The sequence below is a fragment of the Bradyrhizobium sp. CCGUVB4N genome, assembly GCF_024199945.1.
Lineage (GTDB): Bacteria > Pseudomonadota > Alphaproteobacteria > Rhizobiales > Xanthobacteraceae > Bradyrhizobium.
On record NZ_JANADP010000001.1, the window covers coordinates 2,010,315 to 2,034,034 of the forward strand.

General features: G+C 58.1%; 9 protein-coding genes and 4 pseudogenes. 10 read left to right on the forward strand and 3 right to left on the reverse strand.

The features are described 5' to 3' along the window. Window positions 1–1,641: 1,641 nt before the first annotated feature. The 3 genes and pseudogenes from NLM31_RS09025 to NLM31_RS09035 form a co-directional block, all read left to right on the forward strand. On the forward strand, window positions 1,642–2,034 hold the full coding sequence (locus tag NLM31_RS09025) for a hypothetical protein (protein WP_254128853.1): 393 nt from the start codon (window positions 1,642–1,644) through the stop codon (window positions 2,032–2,034). Window positions 2,035–2,437: 403 nt separating this feature from the next. Continuing rightward, window positions 2,438–2,798 (forward strand): annotated as a pseudogene (locus NLM31_RS09030) (transposase); the annotation flags it as partial. Window positions 2,799–2,806: 8 nt separating this feature from the next. Then, a pseudogene (locus NLM31_RS09035) lies at window positions 2,807–2,932 on the forward strand (transposase); the annotation flags it as partial. A 329-nt stretch (window positions 2,933–3,261) separates the two neighbouring features. On the opposite strand, the gene NLM31_RS09040 reads toward NLM31_RS09035, so the two are convergent. After that, entirely contained in the window at window positions 3,262–4,380 is a 1,119-nt protein-coding gene (locus NLM31_RS09040; protein WP_254191884.1) for an IS110 family transposase, read from the reverse strand. 104 nt (window positions 4,381–4,484) lie between these two features. Here NLM31_RS09040 and NLM31_RS09045 point away from each other — a divergent pair. Then, window positions 4,485–5,414: pseudogene (locus NLM31_RS09045) on the forward strand (IS701 family transposase); the annotation flags it as partial. A gap of 52 nt (window positions 5,415–5,466) precedes the next feature. Here the strand turns inward: NLM31_RS09045 and NLM31_RS09050 are convergent. Continuing rightward, a complete protein-coding gene (locus NLM31_RS09050; RefSeq protein WP_254192069.1) occupies window positions 5,467–6,105 on the reverse strand; it encodes a hypothetical protein in 639 nt (212 codons plus the stop codon). Window positions 6,106–6,977: 872 nt separating this feature from the next. Between NLM31_RS09050 and NLM31_RS09055 the strand changes: the two genes are divergently transcribed. From NLM31_RS09055 to NLM31_RS09075, 5 genes and pseudogenes are all read left to right on the forward strand, one after another. Beyond that, on the forward strand, window positions 6,978–12,563 hold the full coding sequence (locus NLM31_RS09055) for a trifunctional serine/threonine-protein kinase/ATP-binding protein/sensor histidine kinase (RefSeq protein WP_254192070.1): 5,586 nt from the start codon (window positions 6,978–6,980) through the stop codon (window positions 12,561–12,563). Window positions 12,564–13,577: 1,014 nt separating this feature from the next. Further along, window positions 13,578–15,644 (forward strand): hypothetical protein, encoded by a 2,067-nt coding sequence (locus tag NLM31_RS09060; protein ID WP_254192071.1) that lies wholly within the window; start codon window positions 13,578–13,580, stop codon window positions 15,642–15,644. A gap of 1,466 nt (window positions 15,645–17,110) precedes the next feature. After that, complete coding sequence (ltrA, locus tag NLM31_RS09065; protein ID WP_254192072.1) at window positions 17,111–18,586, forward strand: group II intron reverse transcriptase/maturase; 1,476 nt, start codon at window positions 17,111–17,113, stop codon at window positions 18,584–18,586. Window positions 18,587–18,693: 107 nt separating this feature from the next. Continuing rightward, window positions 18,694–19,104: pseudogene (locus NLM31_RS09070) on the forward strand (transposase); the annotation flags it as partial. Between the two features lie 105 nt (window positions 19,105–19,209). Further along, window positions 19,210–20,448, forward strand: coding sequence for a glycoside hydrolase family 28 protein (locus NLM31_RS09075; protein WP_256562075.1), 1,239 nt, complete (start codon window positions 19,210–19,212; stop codon window positions 20,446–20,448). Between the two features lie 281 nt (window positions 20,449–20,729). On the opposite strand, the gene NLM31_RS09080 is transcribed toward NLM31_RS09075, so the two are convergent. Then, window positions 20,730–21,716 (reverse strand): pectinesterase family protein, encoded by a 987-nt coding sequence (locus NLM31_RS09080; protein ID WP_254192073.1) that lies wholly within the window; start codon window positions 21,714–21,716, stop codon window positions 20,730–20,732. 630 nt (window positions 21,717–22,346) lie between these two features. Here NLM31_RS09080 and NLM31_RS09085 point away from each other — a divergent pair. Further along, a complete protein-coding gene (locus NLM31_RS09085) occupies window positions 22,347–23,660 on the forward strand; it encodes an LLM class flavin-dependent oxidoreductase (RefSeq protein ID WP_254192074.1) in 1,314 nt (437 codons plus the stop codon). Window positions 23,661–23,720: the final 60 nt, after the last annotated feature.

The following is a 23,720-nucleotide window of genomic DNA, read 5'->3' on the forward strand; positions in this document are numbered from 1 at the left end:
CAAAGAGGGTCGGAATTCCGGCGCTTGAGAGCTGTTGGTCCACGAGAAAGTGCGCGCACTCGTCACGCAAGGGCGAAATGGCCGCGATGCCCCATGGATCGGGTTCGAGCGAGGCCGGCCGGGACCGATCGAAGCCGCGCCGAAGTCATTTCGAGCCTGCCTTTGCGCTGCCATGCGTTGACATCACGTAGCGACACTGGTCACTCAAGCTGGTGACCTTAGTTCGGAGACAAGCAGTGATTGCCTCGATATCCGGTATGACGCTGCTGCAGAGCCGAAACACGTCCGGTGTGCAAGCCCTCTGGTCCTCCTCCGTTGCCGGCTTATCTCGGGCGACGGCGGGCTCGAGAGTGAGAGAGAGCATGGTCGCAAACGCAATGAAAGCTATTGCATTGGAACCGGTTCTATAGGGCCAGAGAACGAGGGGACACAGGCTTCGAGTCAAGAGATCCTCTTTGATGGTTGATTGGCGCCGTATTGAGCGTCGTGCGAGGCGGTCAACGCTTCTGCAATAGAGAGTTGGCCAAGGGCTCAAATCAGCGACTCTCGCGAAGAGCGACAGCGTTTTAACTCGCGGGGCGGGGTGCTGCTCTGGGCCATAGTGACGGTTGCTTCAAGCGAGCTCGAATGCATCCGAGAGCGACAGATAAGAGGTAATTGCAACGCACGTCTCTGGACGCAGGTGAACTGCACGTCGATCCGTGTCATCACAGTGTTCCGTGTCGGACATCCTCGTGACGCGTAGGGGGGGGCTCCTGTATCGGACATATCGGGTTTGTGACGATGAGCACGAACCACGATGGGAGATCGAACTGGCGAACTGAATGGAGGTCTCTTGTCATGGGCGACGGAGACGTGCGCATGCTCGGCATCGGACTCAGAGTACGCCCTCTCTTTCGCCTGACTTGGGCCAAAGGTGGCAAGCAATTCAAGGTCTCGAGGAAGTCGGCGATCGCTCTTTCGGGCGAGGGGGCCAGATCCTGATAGCGTCGTCCGAGGTGAACATAAAGAGGGTGGGACATTGGCGATCCTTAGACTCCTTGGAGATGTTGGCCTCGCCGGAGACCACCATCACTTGTTCGAGATCGTACAATTTGACGCCACGTGCGATTCAAGCCCTCCGAGCGTTTTGTTTGACGAAATTGTGTGAATTTGTATGGCGGCGGCACGCACATCATTCGCGACAACGTTTTGAGGGCAAGGCGACAAGAAAGATAGAGGGTGAAACGATCTCGCGGCTCAGCCAACCAAATCGCAAAGGTGATCGTGGCCAATCCTGAGTGATTGCGATGCAGAAGCAGACGTCACTCGGCAAACGGGGCCACTCGTGGACAAAAGGTAAAAGGCCCGTTCGCCGTCAGTCCACGCGGAGATCGGCGAGCGATCAAGCAGGCAAAGGCGGTGGCATGAGAAGGTTTGCGCTTTCGAAGCGAGCCGAACAATCTGCTGTCAGCCCGACTTCGTCGTGCACGATTGCAGCGTCGCGAAATGAAAGCCGATGTCCTCTGGCTCAACGAGAGCAGGGGCGCGGCTGCAGCCAACTAGAGTTGGTAGGCACCAAAGGAATCGCTTGAATCTTACGTAACGTCACACTGTAGGCCTGAAGCGCAGAATGTGAACGGAATACGAAAGGCATGCATCATGCATGAATGGCGCAGCTTTCAATTGAACACGCTCCCTACTTACGTGCTCGGCATAGAGTATAGCATCGTGACGCCGGTTGCCGACTATTCTCTCCCCAATAATTGCGGCCGGTCTAAGGAAGACGAGCAAGAGAGGGCCAAAAAAATATGGGCCGGCTGCTTCGCGCCTCAGGACCGGATCAAGTACATCCGCAAAAAACGCTCGCAGTTTGAGTTCCGTGACATCAGTCAGATGATGGACGTCGTGCGGGGCCGCTGCTTCACCGGCTGCGCGTCGGAGCTAGTCAACTGGCGCAATCGGTTCAGGGCGAGGGCGTGGCGCGTCGTCCTATTGTTCTGCCTGGCCACATGGTTAGCCATTGTCTTCGCCGTGGTTCGAGCAGTCAGTTGAACGTTGGCACGCGAACTCATTACAAGCTGCGGACCTGAGCATTGGTTCGGATCGAGAGTGTCGAGGAGCGAGCGAACTCTGCGAGTCCGGCACTCGCTAGCAATCCGTCGAGCCAAGAGTTCGTCAACGAGGTGGTGGTCCATTGCCCATCGGTGCAGAGACCGGGTAGTAGCGATGCGTCGGCTTATGTGAGCGCACCAGCGGTACCGGAAATCGGTCGTTCTGGCGCGACTTCGACGATCGATTGACGAGATCAGATATCGGCGATTGGCCGAAAGTCGCCTCGGACACGTCGAGCGGCCCACGCCAGGGCGAAAGCAGCTCGATTTCTCTTTTGCGGTCGTCGTGACTGTTCTTCACCGTGTTACGATGAGGAGCGAGGTCTATTAGGGTCTGTACCTAAATGACGCGACATGATTCCCTTTCCCGCGAGTTTTTGATTCGGGGGCGAGAGAATGCGTGCGGGTTTGTTTTGGCTGAATAACAGGCAATGGGCACGTATCGAGCCTCATCTGCCGACGGGACTGACGGGGCCGGATCGGGACGACGACCGGCGCATCATCAGCGGGATCATTCACATGCTGCAATCGGGTGCGCGATGGCGCGACTGCCCGCGCGAATACGGCCCTTACACAACAATCTACAATCGCTTCAATCGCTGGGCCAAGCGCGGGCGATGGTGCGCAATCTTTGAAGCGCTGGCCAAGCCGGGCAAAGATGCCGTTGCGCTGTCGCTCGACTCGACCTCGATCAAAGCTCACCGGTGAAGAAGGCAGATGGCCTGGTTGGTGATGAGGCGGGGTTTCTTGTCATCGATGACACGGCGTTGCCCAAGAAGGGATCTCACTCGGTTGGCGTGGCACCCCAATATGCCTCGTCGCTCGGAAAGACGGCCAACTCTGATGTTCGTTGTCCAGGGTTATCGGCATGAGGGTGCGACCTCCGTTTGTGCCGGAGTTGTCAATTGGATGATTGTTACGCAGCGCAGGAGGCAGAGCCGCTGAGACGACGGTTTGTAGACTCTGATACGCGGGTTGGATACCGCATTTCCGTTTGTTCGTCCGGGGCTGTCTCGATCTGCCAGCGGGCATCGACAATGTCGGCCACACAATTGGTGCGAGAGTTCCCCAACCGGGGCCCTGCCTCCAGCGATGCGCAACAATGATGTCGCTCCTGAGAGTTCTCCTGTGTTGAGGTGGAAGGAAGCGTAGCTAATTCAGCAAGCGATCAGGTTGCGCTGTGCGGCTCCACCTCTTGGCCGATTGCCCAAAGGAAGGCGGCCATTTCCCGGGCGATGGCCACGGTGACGACTGCCTGGCGTTTGCCGCGTGCCATCAGCTTGCGATAGCGAGCGCAGAGTCTGACTTGGGCTTTCCAGGCGATGTCGCACACCGCTTTCGTCAGGCCGGCCTGCCGCTCCTGCAGTAGGCGGCTCATCCGGGCGGGGAAGCGGTAGGTCCAGGCGCCCTCAATGAGCACGCGGCGCGCCCGGCCATTACCAGCTTTGGTGATGCTGCCCCGCCGGATGCGTTCTCCCGTAGAGTTTTCGCAGGGCACCAGGCCAAGATACGCCATCAGTTGGCGCGGGCTGTCGAAGCGGCGCACGTCGCCGATTTCGGTGACGAAGGTGACCGCGGTCAGGAAGGCGACGCCGCGTAGCGCTTGGTAGGCGGCGATCACTGGAGCCATGGACCATGAACTCACCGCCTCGGCAACCTGGTCGTCCAGACGCTTCAGACGGATCTCGGCGGCCTCGATCGCTTGGCGATACTCGGCCAGCACGAGATACTGCGCCGGATGCTCGAAGCGTTGCTCGCACAGCCATCGTGTATGCGCCTTGGTCCACGCTTGACGGCCGGTGAAGACCCGGCCGTGACGGAGCAGGAAGGACTGCAAGCGTTGACGGGCCCGCCGCAGATCTTCCATCGCGGCTTCCCGGGCACGTACCAGTTCTCGCACCGCCTCGTGCTCCGGATCCGGTACCCAGACCGCGGTCAGCTCTCCTGCACGATGCAGCTTGGCCAGGGTCAGCGCATCACGGCGGTTGGTCTTGACCCGTTCTCCAGGCCGCTTCGGGATCAGTGATGGTGCAACCACGATGCAGTCGTGGCCAAGCCGTGTGATCTGACGATGGAGACCGTAGCCGGTCGGGCCGGCTTCGTAGCAAAAGGCGAGGCCCCGGTGCCTTTTGGCGAGCTTCGTTATCAATCGCTCCACCGCATCAGGCGTGCTGTCGATCTCGCCGATGAAGCGCACGTCGCCATCGCGCCCCGCCTCGGCTACGGCTACCGAGATCTTCAGCTTCGACGTATCCAGTCCCACGTAGATTTTGCTATCCTGCCGCACGGCTCGTCCTCCTATGCGAGAGGCTCGGCGTCGGCCCACCCGGCGCAACCCTCGCTCATCGCATATTGCGGACGAGCCACCTCTCGGACAACGAACATACGGTCTGCCAGTCGCTGGTCTCGGTAACGTTGGCGTCGCGCGAGGTACCCGTGATGGTGGGCCTGCGGCTATTCCTACCCGAGAGTTGGACAGATGATCGTGAGCGCATGGCGCGGGCCGGTGTGCCGAAGGATAGACAGACTGCACTGACAAAGCCGGAAATCGCGATCGCGGAGATCGACCGCGTCATCGCCTCCGGTGCACGTTTTGGCTGTGTGCTTGCCGATTCAGGGTACGGCTCCAGCGGGACTTTCCGTCAGGCTTTGAGCGAGCGCGGTCTGTTGTGGGCGGTGGGTCTGTCGCGACGCCAGAACGTTTATCCCACCGACGTTGCCTTGATCTTCCCTGTCGCGAAGGCCGGAAAGCGCCGCAAATACCACATTCCAGATCAGCCCCCTGTCGCTGCTGAAGCGATGTTGGCCAAAGGAAAATGGCGAAGGGTCAGTTGGCGGCGGGGCACCAAAGGTCGACTGACATGTCTCTTCGCGGCCCGCCGTGTCCGCGTTGCGGATGGCCATAAGCACCGCATGCTCGATAATCGGGTGCAGTGCATGCCGGGCGACGAGGTCTGGCTCGTCGGCGAACGCCGGTCGACTGGCGAGCAAAAATACTATGTGTCGAACCTACCGGCCGATGCGAGCCTCAAGATGCTCGTCGCCACGATCAAAGCCAGATGGGTCTGTGAGCAGGCCCATCAGCAGCTCAAGGAGGAGCTTGGCCTCGACCACTTCGAAGGGAGATCCTGGACGGGGTTACACCGACACGCCTTGATGACCATGATCGCCTACGCCTTCCTCCAATCCCGCCGCCTCAAAGCAGCGGGACGAAAAAAAAAGAATCGCCGGACCGCCGCCACAGCCGAGCATGCCGGCCGTCAGGCAAGCCATCCTCGACCTCTTCGCGCAGCCTCCACCCCGGCGATGCCCGCACTGTGAGAAACTCCTCGTCGATCCAAGCAAAACTAAACTGCCAGAGTAGTGCTAGTATTCAAGCGGCAGCCACAAGGGCAATAATCAACTTAACGAGAAGACCAAGTTCGATTTCAGTAAAAGATGCACGCCCTAGGATGAGTTTGGCTATGTCTGTCCGGTTGGAATGAGTTCGCAAGCTTGGGGGTAACGCCAAGACTGCTTCATCAAAAAGACGTCCCAGCTTCAAAAGCTGTTCCGGCTCGTACAGTTTGCCGTACTCCCGCTCGATGCGTCTCGCTTTCCCTCCTGTGACTGCACTATCAGTTTGTTCGTTAACTTTCGAGCACATGTCGAGCTTCGTCGCTACCAGCTCGTTTGTAAGTGCATTGAGGAGCCGAGTTGCTTCAAGCGCGCTTTGGCCCTCGCAGATTAGTCTTGCAATCTCTTCGATTTGTAACTCGATCCTCTGTTTAAGGTGTTGAACACGGGAATTGCAGCAACGTGAGAGCGCAGCACGCTCTCCAGGCGGCGCAGTGGTGATATGTGGGTCAGCATCAGCTTTCAGTCGAACGGGAGATGAGCTGGCAAAAGCGCGAAAAGGAAGAGGGAAATATCGAAGCAGCTGCGTAAAAAGGCCAAATGCCATCACCCGATATGCTTGGTTCAGGTGCTCAACTGCTCTCGATTTTCGAGATACGTACACTGTCAAAGTCATAGCTGCCTCATGCATCGTTCTGGTACACGAATCTTCTAGCGCGACGCGCCGGCCTCCAGCGCGCGGGAGGATGCTGCCCGATAAGACCGGCTGATAACCGTTCGAAAGGCCGTTTTGGAGCCTTACCGTTGAACAGGTGACGAATTAGTCCACCTGGAGCAACTGCCCTTAGCAGTCGACGATCAATCCTCACGACCCGCTCCAATCCCCGAGCTCAAGCGCTGCGTTGACTAGCAGCAGTCATTTGGATTGGTAAAATAGATTGTTGTGATGCAGCGCATTCACCCCATGGATGGAAGGAGCGGGCAATGACGTATTCCGGATTACGTCCGCAGCAATCGAAATGCCGTTGATGCAGCGCTACGATTACGAGTCTTTCGCGTCTGGTCGAGCTTGGCGCTGGGAAGTTACTGAACGGTAGGCCAAGGAGCGAGTTTTCTCGCGCCACGACACAGACTAGGTGATGCAGTCGTGCAGTCGTTAGATTGAGTTCGCGGATCGTCCGTGTTCAGCAACTCTCGATCGTACCCGCCACCATTTTGGAAGTGGTATTAGGGCCTCGTTGCGCGATTAGATTGTGCCCTGTCGTCATATCTGTTGAAGACGCGTCACTGCAGCCGGCAACGCAAGCGATCATGGCCTCTAGCGGGCGGCAATCGTCTCAAGGTTGTGTCTGGTACGGTGCGATAGGTGTGGACATGCCGGGCTCATACATTTCCCGAGGCAGCCCATGTGGGTTCGAAGAGCGTGCCCCGCTCCGGATCGTGCAGACAAGCGGAAATCTGACGCTCCCGGCAACGCGTAGAAATTGTCATGTTGTGGAATATATGGCAGATTCCATTTGAGCCCAGTTTAATCGACCGGACGGTCGAATGTCGCAGAACCCTCTCAAGCCGCCTCAATTCGACATGGAAAGACATGAGGATTCGGTGGTGCTTTGGGAAGACGATGATTGGGTCTTCTGTCGCGCGTGGCGTCCGAACGCCGATGGTGACCGGCAACTAGTTTTGATTGTGCGATCCGCTCCAGCGCACCCTCCGCGTGCTGCGCTCGACCGCCTGGCCCATGAATATGAATTAAGGGAAGGGCTCGACCGGGGATGGGCGGTGCGGCCTCTGGAGCTACTCCGCGAAGCTGGCCGAACCACTCTGGTTCTGGAGGATCCGTCTGGTGAACCCCTGGTTCGCCTGCTGGGCGTACCTTTGGAGCTGGACTGCTTTCTGGATCTGGCCATTAGCATCACTGAAACTCTAGGCAACATTCACCGGAATGGCTTAGTGCATAAAGACGTGAAGCCGGCTCATATTCTGGTCAATTGCCCGGACGGACAGGTTCGGTTCACCGGATTTGGCCTTGCTTCGCGCCACCCGCGCGAGCGGCAGGCGAGCGAGCCGCCCGAGTTCATCGCGGGCACACTGCCCTACATGGCGCCGGAACAGACCGGGCGGATGAATCGCTCCGTCGATTCTCGCAGTGACCTCTATTCACTCGGCGTCACGTTCTACGAGATGCTCACAGGTGCACTGCCGTTCGCCGCGTCTGATCCAATGGAGTGGATCCACTGTCATATCGCCAGAAAGCCAATATCCCCGCGAGAGAAGGCAGAAGGCATCCCGGAGCCGGTTTCCCGAATAGTGATGAAGCTACTCGCCAAGGCTGCGGAGGATCGTTACCAAACGGCCGCCGGTGTTAAGCACGATCTGCGGCGTTGCCTCGTCGAATGGTCGGGCCGGCGACGTATCGCCCCCTTTGTGCTAGGCGAACAGGATACGCCGGATCGCCTACTGATCCCCGAGAGACTCTACGGGAGAGGCGCCGAAATCGAGGCGTTGCTCGCCGCTTTCGATCGCGTGGTCGAGAGCGGCGCCCCGAGGTTAGTACTTGTCGCCGGTTACTCCGGCGTCGGCAAGTCCTCGGTTGTCCACGAGTTGCATAAAGCTCTGGTGCCCTCGCGTGGGGTCTTCGCGTCGGGCAAATTTGATCAATTCAAGCGTGACATTCCCTACTCTACGCTAGTTCAGGTATTTCAGGGGGTTGTCCGGCCTCTTCTCGGCAAAAGTGACGCTGAGCTCGCGAATTGGCGCAACGCACTCCTGGATGCACTCGGTCCGAACGGACGACTAATGATCGACCTGATTCCCGAGCTAGGGCTGATCATCGGCGAGCAGCCTGCCGTTCCGGAGCTTCCGTCCCAGCAAGCACAAACTCGCTTCCAACTGGTCTTTCGCCGGTTTGTCGGCGTCTTCGCCAGCCAACATCATCCGTTGGTGATCTTCCTTGACGATTTGCAATGGTTCGATGCGGCAACTCTTGACGTGCTCGAGCATCTCCTGACCGAGGTCGAACTGCAACTGCTGCTCATCGGTGCGTACCGGAGCAACGAGGTTGATTCCAGCCATCCACTGAAACTCAAACTCGATAGCATTAACAGCACCGGGAAGAATGTAGAGGAGATTACGCTTGCGCCACTGAGCCCTGAGCATGTCGAGCAGTTGATTGCGGATGCATTTCGCTGCAAGCCGAAGCGCGCAGCACCGCTCGCTCAGCTCGTTCACCAGAAGACTGCGGGCAATCCGTTCTTTGTCATTCAATTCGTTTCTGCTCTCTCCGCAGAGAAACTATTGAGCTTCGATCACAGCGCGGCGTGCTGGACTTGGGATCTCGAACGCATCCACGCAAAGGGATACACCGATAACGTGGTCGACCTGATGGTCGGGATACTTGCCCGTCTGACAGCCGCAACGCAGAATGCGCTGCAGCAGCTCGCCTGTTTCGGCAACATCGCCGAAGCATCGGAGCTTTCAATTGTCTACGGGACTTCGCAGGCGCGGGTAAACGCACTGCTGTGGCCGGCGATCCATCAGGGTCTAGTCGAGCGACACGGAAACATGTACAGTTTCGTCCACGACCGCATTCAGGAGGCCGCGTACTCGTTGGTTCCGGAAGTATCGCGCGCTCCAGCCCATCTGCGGATTGGCCGGATGCTCGCCGCGCATACGCCTCCGGAGAGCCGTCGAGAGGCTATCTTTAATATCGTCAATCAACTCGATCGGGGGCTGTCCCTAATAACCTCCAGTAAGGAACGAGAGCAGCTCGCAGAGTTCAATCTGATCGCTGGCCAGCGTGCCAAAGCGTCCGCAGCTTATGCATCCGCACTCACCTACCTGATCGCCGGCATTGCACTGCTTGCGGACGACTCATGGCAGAATCAGCGCGAGCTCACCTTCGCGCTGGAGCTGAACCGGGCCGAGTGCGAATTCCTGATCGGCGAGCTGGACGCCGCCGAGGAGCGCCTATCCGCGCTTTCCAAGCGCACTATGCATGCGGTCGAACAAGCACGTGTAGCATGTTTGCGCGTGGATATGTACCTGACGCGCGGCCGCAACGAGCGTGCGGTGGCGGTAGGTCTCGAGTATTTGCGCTGCGTCGGGATTGACTGGTCGCCACGTCCGACGCGGGAGGAGGCTCAATCCGAATATCAGCTGATGTGGTCCAAGATCCCTGATGGCCAGATTGAAAAAATTGCAGAGTTGCCTTTAATGAAAGACGAGACATGCCTTGCTATTTTAGCCGTCTTGACGCGGATCGTGCCGCCGGCCGCGTTCACTGACACCAACCTACCTACCTTGGTGATATGCCGAGCGGTGAATCTTAGCCTCGACCACGGCAACTCTGACGCTTCGTGTGCGCACTACGCTTGGCTTAACCGGGTCTTAGGTGGCCGGTTCGGTGACTATCAAGCCGCTTATCGTTTTGGTCAGCTTGCCTGCGATCTGGTCGATCGTCGTGGGTTGGTCCGTTTTCAGGCTCCGGTCTATCTAGCCGTCGGATCCACTGTGATTCCTTGGATCAAACACATCAGGGCTGGTCGCGACTGGATTACGCGGGCGTTCAAGGCGGCCACCGAAGTCGGCGATCTCGTTTATGGGGCCTACAGTCTGGCGCATTTGACCTCAAGCATGATCAGCGTGGGCGATCCTCTGAAAGATGTACAGAGCGAAATAGCGAGAAACCTCGCTACCGTTCGAAAGATGAAGTTCCGCTTCGCGTCCGACATCATAGGTCTGCAGCTCGGATTCGTTCGCACGATGCGAGGCCTCACGCGCAGGTTCGGCTGCTTTGATGATCACGAAATTGACGAATTGGCCGTCGAGCGCTCCCTCGAGAAAGGTCCAGAAGTCGCCGCTCTTGGAGCCATCTATTGGACCCGTAAGCTTCAGGCGCGTTTCTTTGCGGGTGACTACGTCGCCGCGATCAATGCGAGGTCAAAGGCAGAACTTCTAATATGGACAGTACCGACGGAAGGCTCAACAGCGGATTTCCACTTCTACGGTGCGCTGGCTCACTCTTGTCATTGCGATGGTTCAGTCGCGAGTGAAGAGAAAGAGCATCGAGGTATCATAAACGCCCATCACAAACAGCTTCTGGCGTGGGCGACGAATTGCCCTCAGAATTTTGAACATCGAGCTGCTTTGGTTGCAGCCGAAATGGCAAGGCTTGACAATCGCGATGCAGAAGCAATGCGGCTCTACGAACACTCCATACGATCCGCAGCGGCCGATGGTTTTCTTCACCATGAGGCGATCGCCTGCGAGCTTGCGGGGCGATTTTACGCTGCGCGTGGGTATGAGAGGATCGCAAAGACTTATCTGAGCGATGCACGGCACAACTATCTGCGTTGGGGAGCGGATGGGAAAGTGCGACAGCTCGGCGAGTTGTTTCCTTATCTGAATGAGGAGGATGACGCGCGAGCCCTGTCCGGCACGAGCATAGGAGCGCCCGTTGAAAATCTAGACCTTGCTACGGTCATCAAAGTCTCGCAGGCGGTCTCCGGTGAGATCATTCTGCAGAGGCTCATTGATAGACTCATGCGCACCGCCATTGAGCAGGCCGGTGCCGAGCGAGGTCTGCTGATCCTGCTCCGTGGCAATGAACCGCGGATCGAGGCAGAAGCCACAACCGCCAGTCAAGCGCCCGTTGTGCACATGCATGAGCAATCGGTGACCGCGGCTGCCCTCCCAGAATCGGTGCTCCACTATGTCATGCGCACCGGTGAAAACGTCATTCTCGAGAATGCTGCTGTCCAATCTTCATTTGCTAACGACCCCTATATCCGCGAACACGGGTCGCGTTCGGTTCTGTGCCTGCCCCTCATCACTCAATCCAAGCTCATCGGTCTGCTCTACCTCGAAAACAACCTGGCGCCCGGCATCTTCGCGCTGGCGCGGAGTTCGGTGCTAAAGCTGCTCGCCTCGCAAGCAGCAATAGCCCTAGAAAACAGTCGTTTGTACCGTGATGTTCAGGAACGTGAAACGAAAATCCGCCGCCTGGTCGACGCCAACATTATCGGGATCTTTATCTTTAGCGATGAGGGAGAAATTATCGAAGCTAATCATGCCTTTCTCGAGATAGTTGGATACGACCGCGAAGATCTCGTCGCGGGCCGGGTGCGCTGGAACGAGCTAACTCCCCCAGACTGGACGGAGCGCACTGCGCGCGCCGAGACGGAGATGCGAATGACTGGAGCTGTCCAAGCTTTCGAGAAGGAGTACATCCGCAAGGATGGTACCCGCGTGCCGGTTCTGATCGGGGCAGCCGGGTTCGATGTGCGACAGGATCAGGGTGTTGCGTTTGTGGTTGATTTGACTGAACGCAAGCGGGCGGAAGCCGAAGCCCGCGAAAGCGAGCGGCGGTATCGCGAGACCCTGATCGAGCTCGCACACGCAAATCGCGTCACCACAATGGGGCAATTGACGGCCTCGATCGCGCACGAAGTCAACCAACCCATCGGTGCGGTCGTCAGCAACGCGGAGGCCGGTCTAAACTGGCTCGATGCGCAGCCGCCAAACCTGCAACGGGTCCGGCAGACATTCGGTCGGATTCTCAGCGATGCCGTGCGAGCTGGAGAGATCATCGATCGGATCCGGGCGCTAATCAGGAACGCGCCTCCGCAAAAGTCCCCCTTGGCGATCAATGATGTGGTACTTGAAGTTGCAGCCCTGACCCGCGCGGAAGCGATGAATAACAGTGTCTCGGTGCAAACCCAACTCGCGGGCGCCTTGCCGCTCATTCGGGCAGATCGAGTTCAACTCCAACAGGTGATTATCAATTTGATCATCAACGCCGTCGAGGCGATGAGCGGAGTAGAGGAGGGAGCGCGGGAGCTGGTAATCAGCACTGCGAGATCCGGCTCGACTGGTATACTGGTTAGCTTGCAAGATTCCGGTCCAGGATTTGATTCGAACAGTGTAGAGCGCCTGTTCGAGGCCTTCTACACCACCAAAGCCCAGGGTATGGGCATGGGACTGGCTATCTGCCGTTCAATCATCGAGGCCCATGGCGGACGCATGTGGGCGAGTGCGAAAGAGACTAGAGGCGCCGTCTTTCAGTTCTCTCTGCCTGTCGAGCCGGATGATACCGATCCCAGCTTACAAACTGATGGAATACCGGTGGCATGAGACACGACGAGAGTCCCGGCAAAGCTCCGTCCGCATAGCGATTGGTTGTGTCTCAGATAATTGCGTCCCTTGTCAGTCCGCCTTATGATGCGCGGATTTGTCGAGCCCGGCCTTCTGGCAGATCGAAACGGTCCGAAGCGCTGAAATTTCTTAGGTCGACCGGAGCTATCGAAAATCGCATGGTGGCAAACTAGAGAACGATTGCGCTTCTGATCGAGGACGGGTGATCTGGGCTTAGGGTGCCGAAGAGGTCGGTCTTCAAGCCTTCACCGACTTCGGAATCGAAAACCTGATCGGGCCGATAAGTTCCGCAAAGAAAAGCGTTAACTCCATAAGCGGTATCTCTGCGACCTAGGTCGAATGAATACTCTTGAATTGGCGTTTCGCCCCTCTTTCGTCGTCTTGCCAATCGGAACATCATCTCACGCTCCAATCGTTCGGTCATCCGTGCGGGATCAGCAACCACGAAAACATCTCCCCCGCTTCGTTTAAGTCGCGCTTACCGCTTCAGAGATGGCGCAGGCGCAGCCTCTCTCTCGATACGCCGCCGTAAGAATGGATGCGAACTCCATTTTGCGGCTGCGCACCAATCGCCATTCGCGAGCTGCGCGTGGAAGGCTCGTGATTGGTCGGGTGTGCCGAGTCAGGACAATTTTGAAGTCGCGTGCTCGCTCAAAGTCGCCTGAAGAGCACGCCGTATCCTGCCGTGGAAGAAGTCGCAACTGGTCGCTGAAATTTTTGCGGGCTTGTCAGCTCCTGAACAGCTAACTGACCTATTGAGGAGTCTCCCAAAAATCTGAACGTCAATTCCTTCTACCAGACTGAGAACATCACGGACTGGCCGATGTCAATATGAACTGAAGGGGTGCCCGCTTGCTGACGGTACGAACGATGAATCTGCTGAGCTGCAGACTTCGATACGTGGACTCGGGGCCAAAGCTTTCACGTCTTCACTCGGCCGTTTCCCGTGGGCCGAGCTCGATGTCTTCCAGCTGCGCGGATTTGTGAGGTGCCATGGAGCGAGCGAACAACAATTTCAACCTGTTCGACTTTGATGTGGAAGGATTCGCGCGGGCGTACGGTCAGCAGCCGCAGGCCGATCAGCGCTCCGGCGATACCGTTCAAGGTTTTGAGGAGCGATTGGGCGCGTTGCAACTGAGCTCGTCTCGCGAAAACTCCGCAGAAGCTAGTTCGCCTGATGCGCGTCCCGGAGGGAGTGGAGCGATCCGGGGGGGCGACATCGGTGGTTCGATGCGGATGCCACGACAGGCGGGGAGCGCGTTCAGGTCCACGCGGCGCAGCGTTGACATCCCCTGCGCTCTCCCTAGAGAGTGGATCGAAGAACAGCCGCAGTCCGATCTGCGGGACGATCGCTTCGGAAGTGCACGGTACATCCCGTTATCCGATTCGGAGTCCCCGACCCAAGCCGAGCGCAGCAAGAAACGGGGACTATGGTCGCGCATCAAGTCAGAAGTGGGGAAGGCGTTCGGAGGGAGACGCAGCGAAAAATCGTCTAGCTTCCAGGCGCAGCATGATATCCTTTCAACAAACATTCGAGTTGATCACGCCAAGCAACCGGCCCGCATACGCGGCGTATTCGTGGAGGACGATGCGCTCTTGAACGAGTTCGAGAGCCAAGCCGCAGGGCTGAGCGCTGGCACAATTCGGAATGCTCGAGCCGACATTCGCAATTTCAGCGCCTGGCTTAACGAGAATGGAAGGGAACAAATCGCCTACCGGCTGGGTAATCCTGCGCTGGAACCGGGGTTGGACCGCGATTTAGAGGCCTACGCGAATGCTCGCCATATCAACAGAAGGCGCACGGATGCGGCTTTGAAGAAGCTTCGGGATGCCAAGGCCGGAAAGGCTGTGACAACTGCTAGCTTTCGATTGGTTCCTTATGCCGTGGATGCGACCCTGATCGACATGTGGGGGGCAGCGGAAAAAAGGGCACATAGGGTCGAGCCGGAAACTGTGAACCGACGGGCTGGCCGTCTTTCCAGGCTGAGTGACTGGTTGCAAACGCGCGAGAGGAGAGCCATGGCTGACAGGCTCTTCACTCAAGGGCTCGCTCAAGACGTCAAGGAGTACAGGCAGCAAACTGGGGACCGCAAAATCGACGCCGATTTGCTCCGGCTCCAGCGATACCAACAAGTGATCGACGGAAATCGAGCGCTGGGAATAAGCCTTCCTGAGGATGCTCCGGGGAATACGGTTCGACAGCCCAGTCCACCGCAAGATCCTCTCGCAATGCCGGCCACACCAAGTGGCGGGGCATGGGATTTTTGGAGGGAGGTTATGCAACAACCCGCATCACCATTGGCCACACAGGTCCGCGGACCGCAGCCGAGCCCAGACCAGGATCTTCCCGCAATGCCAGAGACACCGAGCGAAGGGGCTTGGGGCGTCTGGAGGGAGTTTATACAAGAGCCCGCGTCATCATCATCCGCCGCGCGGATGCCGTCGGACGTCTATGGCGATCTTGAGCCACTGGTTAATCTGAATCCTCCCACACCGTACGAATTGTACGACGATGCGCACTCTACGCCCGCACTTGGCGGGGCCAGACCGCCGTCGTTCGTTGGGCCATCAGTTCTCCAGCAGGAGGTCGGGGATATCGGGCCAATCATCGGTGAGGGTTGGCGCCACGGCTCCCAACCGGCCTCGGACGTGGTCATCGACATCCTCCATAACATTGATCGACTGCCAAACCAGTTCGGCCCGCGGCAGGTCGAGATCCAGGGAGAGCTTTATTCGGTCACACTGGGGCCGGGAGGGCGCAACGACGTTCGTCTCATCCATCATCCGCGCGCTAGCCAGATAGATGAAGCTGCGCCATCCGTTCGGGCCACTGGGCAATCCCTTCGGCCTGTACCTGATCTTGGCTATCTCATTCGCGGTGGGTGGCAACACCGCGAACGCTTGCTTCCGAACTACCTTGCCCGAGCCTTGGAAGGCGAGGGCCTCATGCCCGCTGTCGGCCGCCCAACGTACGTCAACATCCACGGTGTGCCTTACAGGGCCGAGTTGGTGCAAACGGACAGCGGCGAACGCGTTCGGATCCATCCTGAGCTTGGCTGAAGAGCGCGCTTTGACGGCAACGCATTCTAGTTTGGTAATCCTCGGCTTTAGTAGCGCAAACTCGAGAAGCGGCAGGCCGCGGACCTGCCCAGCTCGTACAGATAGTGCGGGCGAGGACATCGAAACCACGAAGTCGCCACGACGGCCCCCGAAAGGTAAGTCGACAGTGATCGACAGCGTAGATGCAGCCCATCAACACAATCGATTTTACCAGTCTGATAGGATTCCGCATAAGGCAAAAGTCGGCTTGGAGAAAAGCCTTCAGTCATATCGGAATGGTTATCGATCTTTGCTTGAATGGCCTGGAGAAACAGTCGATCTATGTCGAGCGTCAATGCCAGCGCACGGTCAAGTCCGACCGCGTGCTTCGGTTGGCATGAGGCCGAACTCCGTGGATCCCGGTCCGATTGAACAGAAGAAAGCAAAACCAGATTTCGTTTGGGACGGACATCGGCCCTCTGTGGCTAAGGTTAGCGGCGAATGCCCTCGCCGCAAATGGACCGCCGGCAGCAGCCACTCCCTCTGCCGACGGAAGCTGGCGCGATGCGCAGTAGCATCGCTCCTTCCGAGACTGACTTGTGCCCGGCCACCGAAGGTGGCCGGGCTTCTTTTGGGTGGCGCGGACGAGCGACCGCCTGGAAGGCGGTCGTCCGCAATTCAGTTTCGTTTCATCTCTGCAGCAGCGCATTTCCTCATAGTGGAGCAGGTGCATCATGAATGACTCTCAAGACAACAGACGATCATGCAGTTCATACTGGTAAATCACAGGACGCCAAGCAGCTCGTCGACCTGCATCGAGTGTCATCGACCTCTAGGGGGCGGCTACTTGCGAGATATGTCCACGCGGGAGCCCTACTGCGGCTACGATTGTTATCTTTGCTACCGGGAGAAGAGACTAAGCGTGCCGTGGTTCGCGATTAGATACAGCGTCCGTTCGCTCGCGCGCGATTATTTTGCTCACATCGAAACTGTCGGTTCCTTTGCTGCCGCTACATGCTGGTATTCGATCGCACTCACCGAAGCCGCACTGCGTCTTGGCGAAATGGCGCTGTTGAAGCGACCCCATACGTAAGAACGCATGGGGTTAACTAGCATTACAGTTGGTGCGCCGGGAGACCGGCAAGGAGTAGGTGGTGGAAGTCCACTGCGATGAAGGAATAGCGATCCACATCGGCCCCGAGCCGTGCGCAGGCGTCCGCGAGGATGTCGGCGAAGCGTCGGCAGGGGAGCGCATAGGCCAGCCATGGAGCCGCGAAAGAATGCTTTCCCGAGAGCCGACGCTGTCAACTGAGCGGAAGGCAACACGAAAGGGTGCGATATCGCGAGCGCCCAGACGTCTCGGCGTGGTCGCAGACCCTGGCATGTGCAGAAGCTTCTTGTACGGGAACCGGGAGCTCTCTTGGTCGGCCAGATGCTCACGGAAGCAGCCTGGTCCGCGGCGGGAAGGCGAGGAGCCGTAGCCGCCGATGAACGATCTGGAGAAGTCTGACTCCGCCATAGTAGCAACGAAGTCGCCGAACAAAGCCGGAGGTACGGTGGCGGAGGCGATGGAGCGAAGGGCGGGGACCAAGGGAAACGCGAGACAGCAAAGCACACTCCGGACACAGGGCCGGGATCGTGTGATCCAGGAGCTTGATCGCGTACGGCAAGCCGCAAGGCAGAGGAAGAAGGAGCGGTTCACAGCGCTTCTCCACCATATCAATACCGACACGCTCCGGATGGCTTTCTACGCGCTCAAGCGCAAAGCAGCCCCCGGCGTGGATGGTGTGACATGGCAGGACTTCGAGACAGATCTGGAGCCCCGGCTTGCGGATCTGCACCGACGGGTCCACACAGGAGCGTATCGTCCCCAACCGTCACGTCGGACGTATATTCCGAAGGCGGACGGCCGGGAGAGAGCGCTGGCGATCGCGGCTTTGGAGGACAAAATCGTCCAAGGCGCGACCGTCATGGTGCTCAACGCCATCCACGAAGGCGACTTCGTCGGTTTCTCCTACGGGTTTCGACCCGGTAGGGGCCCACATGATGGGTTGGACGCCCTGGCGGTAGCGATCACCACGCGGAAGGTGAACTGGATACTTGACGCCGACGTGCAAAACTTTTTCGGAAGTGTGAACCAAGACTGGCTGGTCCAGTTCTTGGAACACCGCATCGGCGACAAGCGCATCATCCGCCTGATCCGTAAATGGCTGAAGGCGGGCATTCTCGAAGACGGGGTCGTTACCGTGGACGACAGGGGCACGGGGCAAGGATCGGTGATTTCGCCGCTGCTCGCCAATGTCTACCTGCACTACACGTTCGATCTTTGGGCCGAACGCTGGCGACGGCAAGAGGCCCATGGCGACATGATCATCGTGCGCTATGCCGATGATCTCGTGGCTGGCTTCGAGCATGAGGACGACGCTCGCCGTTTCCTTGATGCAATGCGTGAACGGTTTGAAGCATTCGCGTTGACACTCCACCCAGACAAGACCCGCTTGATTGAGTTTGGTCGCCGTGCGGCGGTCAACCGCAAGGGGCGCGGCCTTGGCAAACCGGAGACCTTCATGTTTCTGGGCTTCACCCACATCTGCGGTAAGTCACGCCGGGGGAACTTCCTGCTCGAAAGGAAGACCCGTCGCGACCGTCTGCGGAGGAAGCTTCAGGACATCAAGGAAAAGCTGCGGCGTCGGATGCACCAACCGATCCTCGTCCAGGGTGCATGGCTGAGACAGGTCGTCGCCGGCCACTTCGCCTACTACGCGGTTCCTACAAATGGGCGGGCGCTCTCAGCGTTCCGCTACTATGTGAGCGATCTCTGGCGTCGAACGCTTCGGCGGCGAAGCCAACGAGACCGCTTCACGTGGGACCGCATGACGAAGTTGGCGGATGAATGGCTCCCTCAACCCCGTATCCTCCATCCCTGGCCACAACAGCGCTTCGCCGTCACATACCCAAGGTAGGAGCCGGATGCCTTAATTGGGCTCGTCCGGATCTGTGCGGGGGGCGCTCAGCAATGAGCGTCCCTACCGCAAATGTTTCTTGTGGATTTCTGAATCCATGGACAACCATGATTCGAATGTCGTGGGCGCGGGCCGCGTCGGTTGAGGAGACGCTTGCGTTATGGGCGGCGTCGCTTCGAGAGATCAAGAAGCGGATACGTCCGTTGTTCACGCAAGAGCGTGTGGCGACGAATGCGGGCCTGTTCCTGGAAGGCCTGCTCGGAGATGAGCAGCGCAAGACCGGTTGGATGCGGGCGGAGGCGGCTGGCGATCCTGGCCCATGGCGGCAGCAGGCGCTTCTTGGTCGTGGGGATTGGGACGCGGATGCTTTGCGCGATATCGTGCGCGACTATGTCATCGAGCATTTGGCGGATGACGACGCGGTGCTAGTGATCGACGAGACCGGCTTTCTCAAGCAGGGAAAAGCGTCATGCGGAGTGGCGCGGCAATACACTGGTTCGGCAGGCAAGATTACGAACTCTGATGGCATTCGGCTTTCGGGTGACGACGGAAAGCATGGGTGGCGCCGCAAAACGAAGAGGTTGTTCATGTTAGTCCCATTGCGCTACTGGGCACTGCTGTCCATGCTCGCCGCCGTAGGCGCCGGCGCACAAGCGAAGGATCGCCGCACGGTCGCCGAACCTGTCGCACCTAGTTATGTCTGCGCCCGCCTGGCGCCATCAAGACAAAACGACACAGCCAGGCTGCAAGACGCCATTGCTCACTGCCCTCCTGGCTCAGCGGTTTATTTGTCCGGCGGGACGTTCCTGTCGGGCCCCCTCGAGATGAAATCCGGAGTAACGCTATGGATCGAGCGCGGCGCCACGCTTGTCGCGGTTGCCGAGAGGGAGGCCTATGACAAAGGCTTCGGAAATTGTGGTCGCATCGAAGGCAAGGGCGATGGTTGCCGGCCGTTCATCAGCTTCTCCAAAACACGTGGAGGCGGCATCTATGGCGAGGGCATGATTGACGGCCAGGGCGGCGCGCTCATGGTCGGCACTACAGAGAGTTGGTGGCAGCTGGCTCGGCGCGCGCAAGCCGAGGGCGGCTACCAGAACGTCCCACGCCTGATCCAGATCGATCATGCCCATGACATTACCTTCCACGGCATCACACTGCGCAATGCGCCCAATTTCCACGTGGCGATGAGCCGGGTCGAAGGTGCCACCCTTTGGGGCGTCACGATCGATACACCGGCCGACGCCCGCAATACAGATGGCATCGATCCCGGCGCCAGCCAGGATGTGACGATTACTCACTGTCAGATACGCACTGGGGACGACAATGTGGCTATCAAAGCAGGCAACAATGGTCCCACACGCCATATTTCCATTATCGACAACTATTTTGGCTGGGGGCACGGCATGTCGATCGGCAGTGAGGTGAGCTCAGGTGTCAGCGACATACTGGTGCACGGCCTGACCCTGGACGGCACGACGTCTGGTCTGCGCATCAAGAGCGATGTCAGCCGGGGCGGTCTGGTGGAGAGGGTGACCTATGAGAATGTGTGCCTGCGCGGCAACCGATGGCCCATCTATTTTGATACACGCTATGACATCCATGCATCCGGTATCCGGATTCCGCTCTACCGAAAGATCGCTCTACACCACGTGCGTGGCGGTGATGGTGCGCTGGTGATGCACGGGCTTGATGGAGGTCATGCACTTGAGATTGCGCTCGATGATGTGCGGTTTTCCGATTCTGCGACCTGGCAGGTGGAAAATGCAAATGTGGTGGTCTCCGACGTGTGGCCACCGTTGCGCAGTGGGCAAGCCCCACTGTCGTCGGGTGAATGGGAAGGCTGTGCAAAGGCATTCCGATAACCACCGACCAGCGTCCAGAAGGCCTCGCGCCCCGGTAGTACTCATCGCTTCATTGTAGCATCCGCACTTGACCGCACAAGAATAGCAGGCGCTCGGAATGTGGCTGGCGTTGCTACTCGGTGCCGAATCGGGGGATAAGCTTGGCTATCCGAGAAGCTTGCGAGATTCGCGAGGCGGCTCGCAAACCTTAATGGGTAAGATAATAGGACAATGCCCCGTGTGCGCGCGAGAGAACGGCGCGACGGCAGACAAATCACAATTCCTCGATCAACCCATAGTTCCTATTTTGATGGTGAGTTCGGCAGCCAGTTCGTGTCATCAGCAAAAAAGGAGTTGAGCGACCATTGCCTAGCTTCACTGTCCGTCAGTTGATGGGAGTAAGGCTCCCGTCCTCCGAGATTGGCGCCGATTCCGGTGGATTGGTATTCGGCATAGTAGGCTGTCATTAGCCTGTTGGTCTTGCCGCGATCCCACTCGATCCACCCTTCCGCTATCACCGGCGCATTCATCTTGGTGGATAAGAAGATCACCGTAGCATAAGAGCGCCAAGGGCGGCCAAGAGCGATGCCACGTGCGGCGAGATCGGCGGTCAGAGTGCAATGGTCAAAAACATAGGCGCTGTCCTCCTCCGGCGAGTCTTTGCTTTGTGCGGTGTACACCACTGCCTGATTGGCGAGGCCGTGCAGCTCACAGCGCTGAAAATAGGCATTGGCGTTTCCGAATATATAGTCGACATGTCCCTCGATATAGCAGTCCGAAAAATATTGCCGTGCTCTTCGGCCATTCGGCCCTCTGTTGGCGAACAGCGTGTCCTGTGCGCCGAGCAGGCGGATGTGGGTAATAACGTCCTTGTCTCCAGTAATAGCCAGCGCTACGGCCTGCGACAGCGGATTGACCGGATTTAGGGAATAGTCGTTTTGTACCGTTAGATTGTTGAGCCGGAAGTCATCGCCAGATGCATCCATTGTGGCGGAATGAACGGTTCCACCCACTTTGATCGCGCCGTCGCCATAGACGACAACCGTGTCTTCCGGCTTCTTCCCCGTGCCTCTGATATGAACGCCGGATTTACTGACCTTCACCTTCTCGCGATAGATGCCCGGCGCGATCAGAATGTCGCCGCCTCGAGCTGGCAATGCGTCTATGGCCTCCTGGATGGAGCGATATGCCTTGTCGCCGGATTGCGAGACAAGAATTTGCTCAGCACTGGTTTTCGGGAGCTGAAAGCAGCTGGTCAGAATGGCAGTGGAAATCAGGAAATATCGCATATCGGTCCTTATTCTTTGTCGGGCCAGTTGCTCGCTCGCGGCTGCAATGCTCGGCCAAACTAGACTAGCTGCGTCCAACATGTGCTTATAGTGGCAGCTTCCTACCCGTCCCACACCTGGATGCATGGGGCAACTTCAATCGTGGATGACGATCGCGCCGCTTCAGCGTCGGCGTGGGGACGAATATGAAAATTGTCAGAACTCACACTTGGTTTCGTCGTATCTTGCCCTGCCTTGCTTGGAGAGGCCCATGTCCGAAAAGCGACATTAGGGTGAGAACGTTGTGTTGGCGCGATGCAAATCGTTGCATCCCCTCTGCAATCGTGGCTTGCAGGCTCCTGGCACGATGATTGCTCAATAGTCGAAGGGCACCGTCACGGCGATATTGCAGTCGCTGGCGAGGGAGTTCAAATGAGGCGCAGGCCAGCTGGTGCGAACCAATGCCTTGCCAAATCTTGGCTTCCCGAGCCGGAGGTGCAGCCGTGCATGTCGGGATGAAGGTTGTGCCAACAAATGCTGGAGCAGGAACGCGGATAGCATGGTGCCTGTGGTCAGCGACCGATGGCGTGACCGTGCCGGTCGCATCCGAGAAATACGAAACGCCATGACTGTTCTGCCAGAGGAAAACTGATGAAGTTTGGAGTGTTCTATGAGCACCAATTACCGCAGCCCTGGGAAAATGGCGGCGAGAAAGAATTGTTCGACAACGCGCTGGAGCAGATCGAGCTCGCCGATCAGCTCGGATTCGATTACATGTGGCAGGTTGAGCATCACTTCCTCGAGGAATACTCCCACTCGTCCGCACCCGAAGTCTTTCTGGGTGCCGTTTCGCAGCGTACGAAAAATATCCGCGTTGGCCACGGCATTTGTCTTTCGCCGCCGCACTACAATCATCCAGCGCGGGTAGCTGAGCGCCTCGCGACGCTCGATCTCATCTCTGGAGGACGCGTCGAATGGGGGACTGGAGAATCCGCCTCGCTAATCGAGATGCATGGGTTTGGAATAGAGCCCGAGTTGAAGAGTGCCATGTGGCGGGAAGGCGTCGAACAGACCGCCAATATGATGACCATGCGGCCGTATCCGGGATACGAGGGACGATTCTTCAAAATGCCTTCCCGCAACATCGTGCCAAAGCCGATTCAGAAACCGCACCCACCGCTCTGGATGGCTTGTTCCCGGCGCGACAGCATTTTGCGCGCCGCCCGTTATGGTGTAGGCGCGCTGGTCTTTGGGTTTGTCGAAGCGTCTCAAGCAAAACTCTGGCGGGACGAGTACTATGAGACAATCAAGTCAGACGAGTGCGTTCCCATCGGTCATTCGGTGAACGCCAATATAGCAACGCTCAACGGTATGATGGTTCATGACAGTGCCGAAGAAGCGATGCGTCGCGGAATCGATGGCTTCAAGTTTTTCGGATATTCGATCGCACATTATGCGATATATGGTGAACATCGTCCTGGGCGCACGAATTTGTGGCGGCGCTTCCAAGCGGTCAAGGACGACATCAAGGAGACGCCGGGCTCTGGTAGCATCGGTCGGCCTCAGAGCGTTCGTGACCATCTCATGAGCTACGCGGATGTCGGTATCGACCAGATGATCTTCATCCAGCAGTGCGGACTAAATAAGCACGAGCATATCTGCGAGGCACTCGAGCTGTTTGCCAAAGAGGTTATGCCCGCACTGAAAGAGCGGGAAGACGAGCGTGTCCGACGTAAAGAAGAGGAGCTGGCACCCTACGTAGCGGCAGCGCTGGCCCGCAAGCCCTTGATGCCGGAGCTGCGCGAAACGGACATCCCGAACATCGAGGCTATGGGCATCGTACTCGAGCGTCGCACTGGTAAGGACTACGCTTCGGCGGGCGGCCCCTTCGCGGATCCAACCCGCGGAGGTGCCATTCCGATGGTTTCACGCGAAACCTATGCCAAGGCAGCCAAGGTCGACTGATGGCGAAGCGGAACTTGCCTGAGTTCATGTTCGGTGCCGCTCGCAGCGGCGACGGCGGAG

Bases quoted from the DNA above. Each gene is read 5' to 3' on its own strand.
- NLM31_RS09025 (WP_254128853.1), top strand. From the start codon at position 1,642: ATGCATGAATGGCGCAGCTTTCAATTGAACACGCTCCCTACTTACGTG.
- NLM31_RS09050 (WP_254192069.1), bottom strand. From the start codon at position 6,105: ATGACTTTGACAGTGTACGTATCTCGAAAATCGAGAGCAGTTGAGCAC.
- NLM31_RS09055 (WP_254192070.1), top strand. From the start codon at position 6,978: ATGTCGCAGAACCCTCTCAAGCCGCCTCAATTCGACATGGAAAGACAT.
- NLM31_RS09060 (WP_254192071.1), top strand. From the start codon at position 13,578: ATGGAGCGAGCGAACAACAATTTCAACCTGTTCGACTTTGATGTGGAA.
- ltrA (WP_254192072.1), top strand. From the start codon at position 17,111: ATGAACGATCTGGAGAAGTCTGACTCCGCCATAGTAGCAACGAAGTCG.
- NLM31_RS09075 (WP_256562075.1), top strand. From the start codon at position 19,210: ATGCTCGCCGCCGTAGGCGCCGGCGCACAAGCGAAGGATCGCCGCACG.
- NLM31_RS09080 (WP_254192073.1), bottom strand. From the start codon at position 21,716: ATGCGATATTTCCTGATTTCCACTGCCATTCTGACCAGCTGCTTTCAG.
- NLM31_RS09085 (WP_254192074.1), top strand. From the start codon at position 22,347: ATGAAGTTTGGAGTGTTCTATGAGCACCAATTACCGCAGCCCTGGGAA.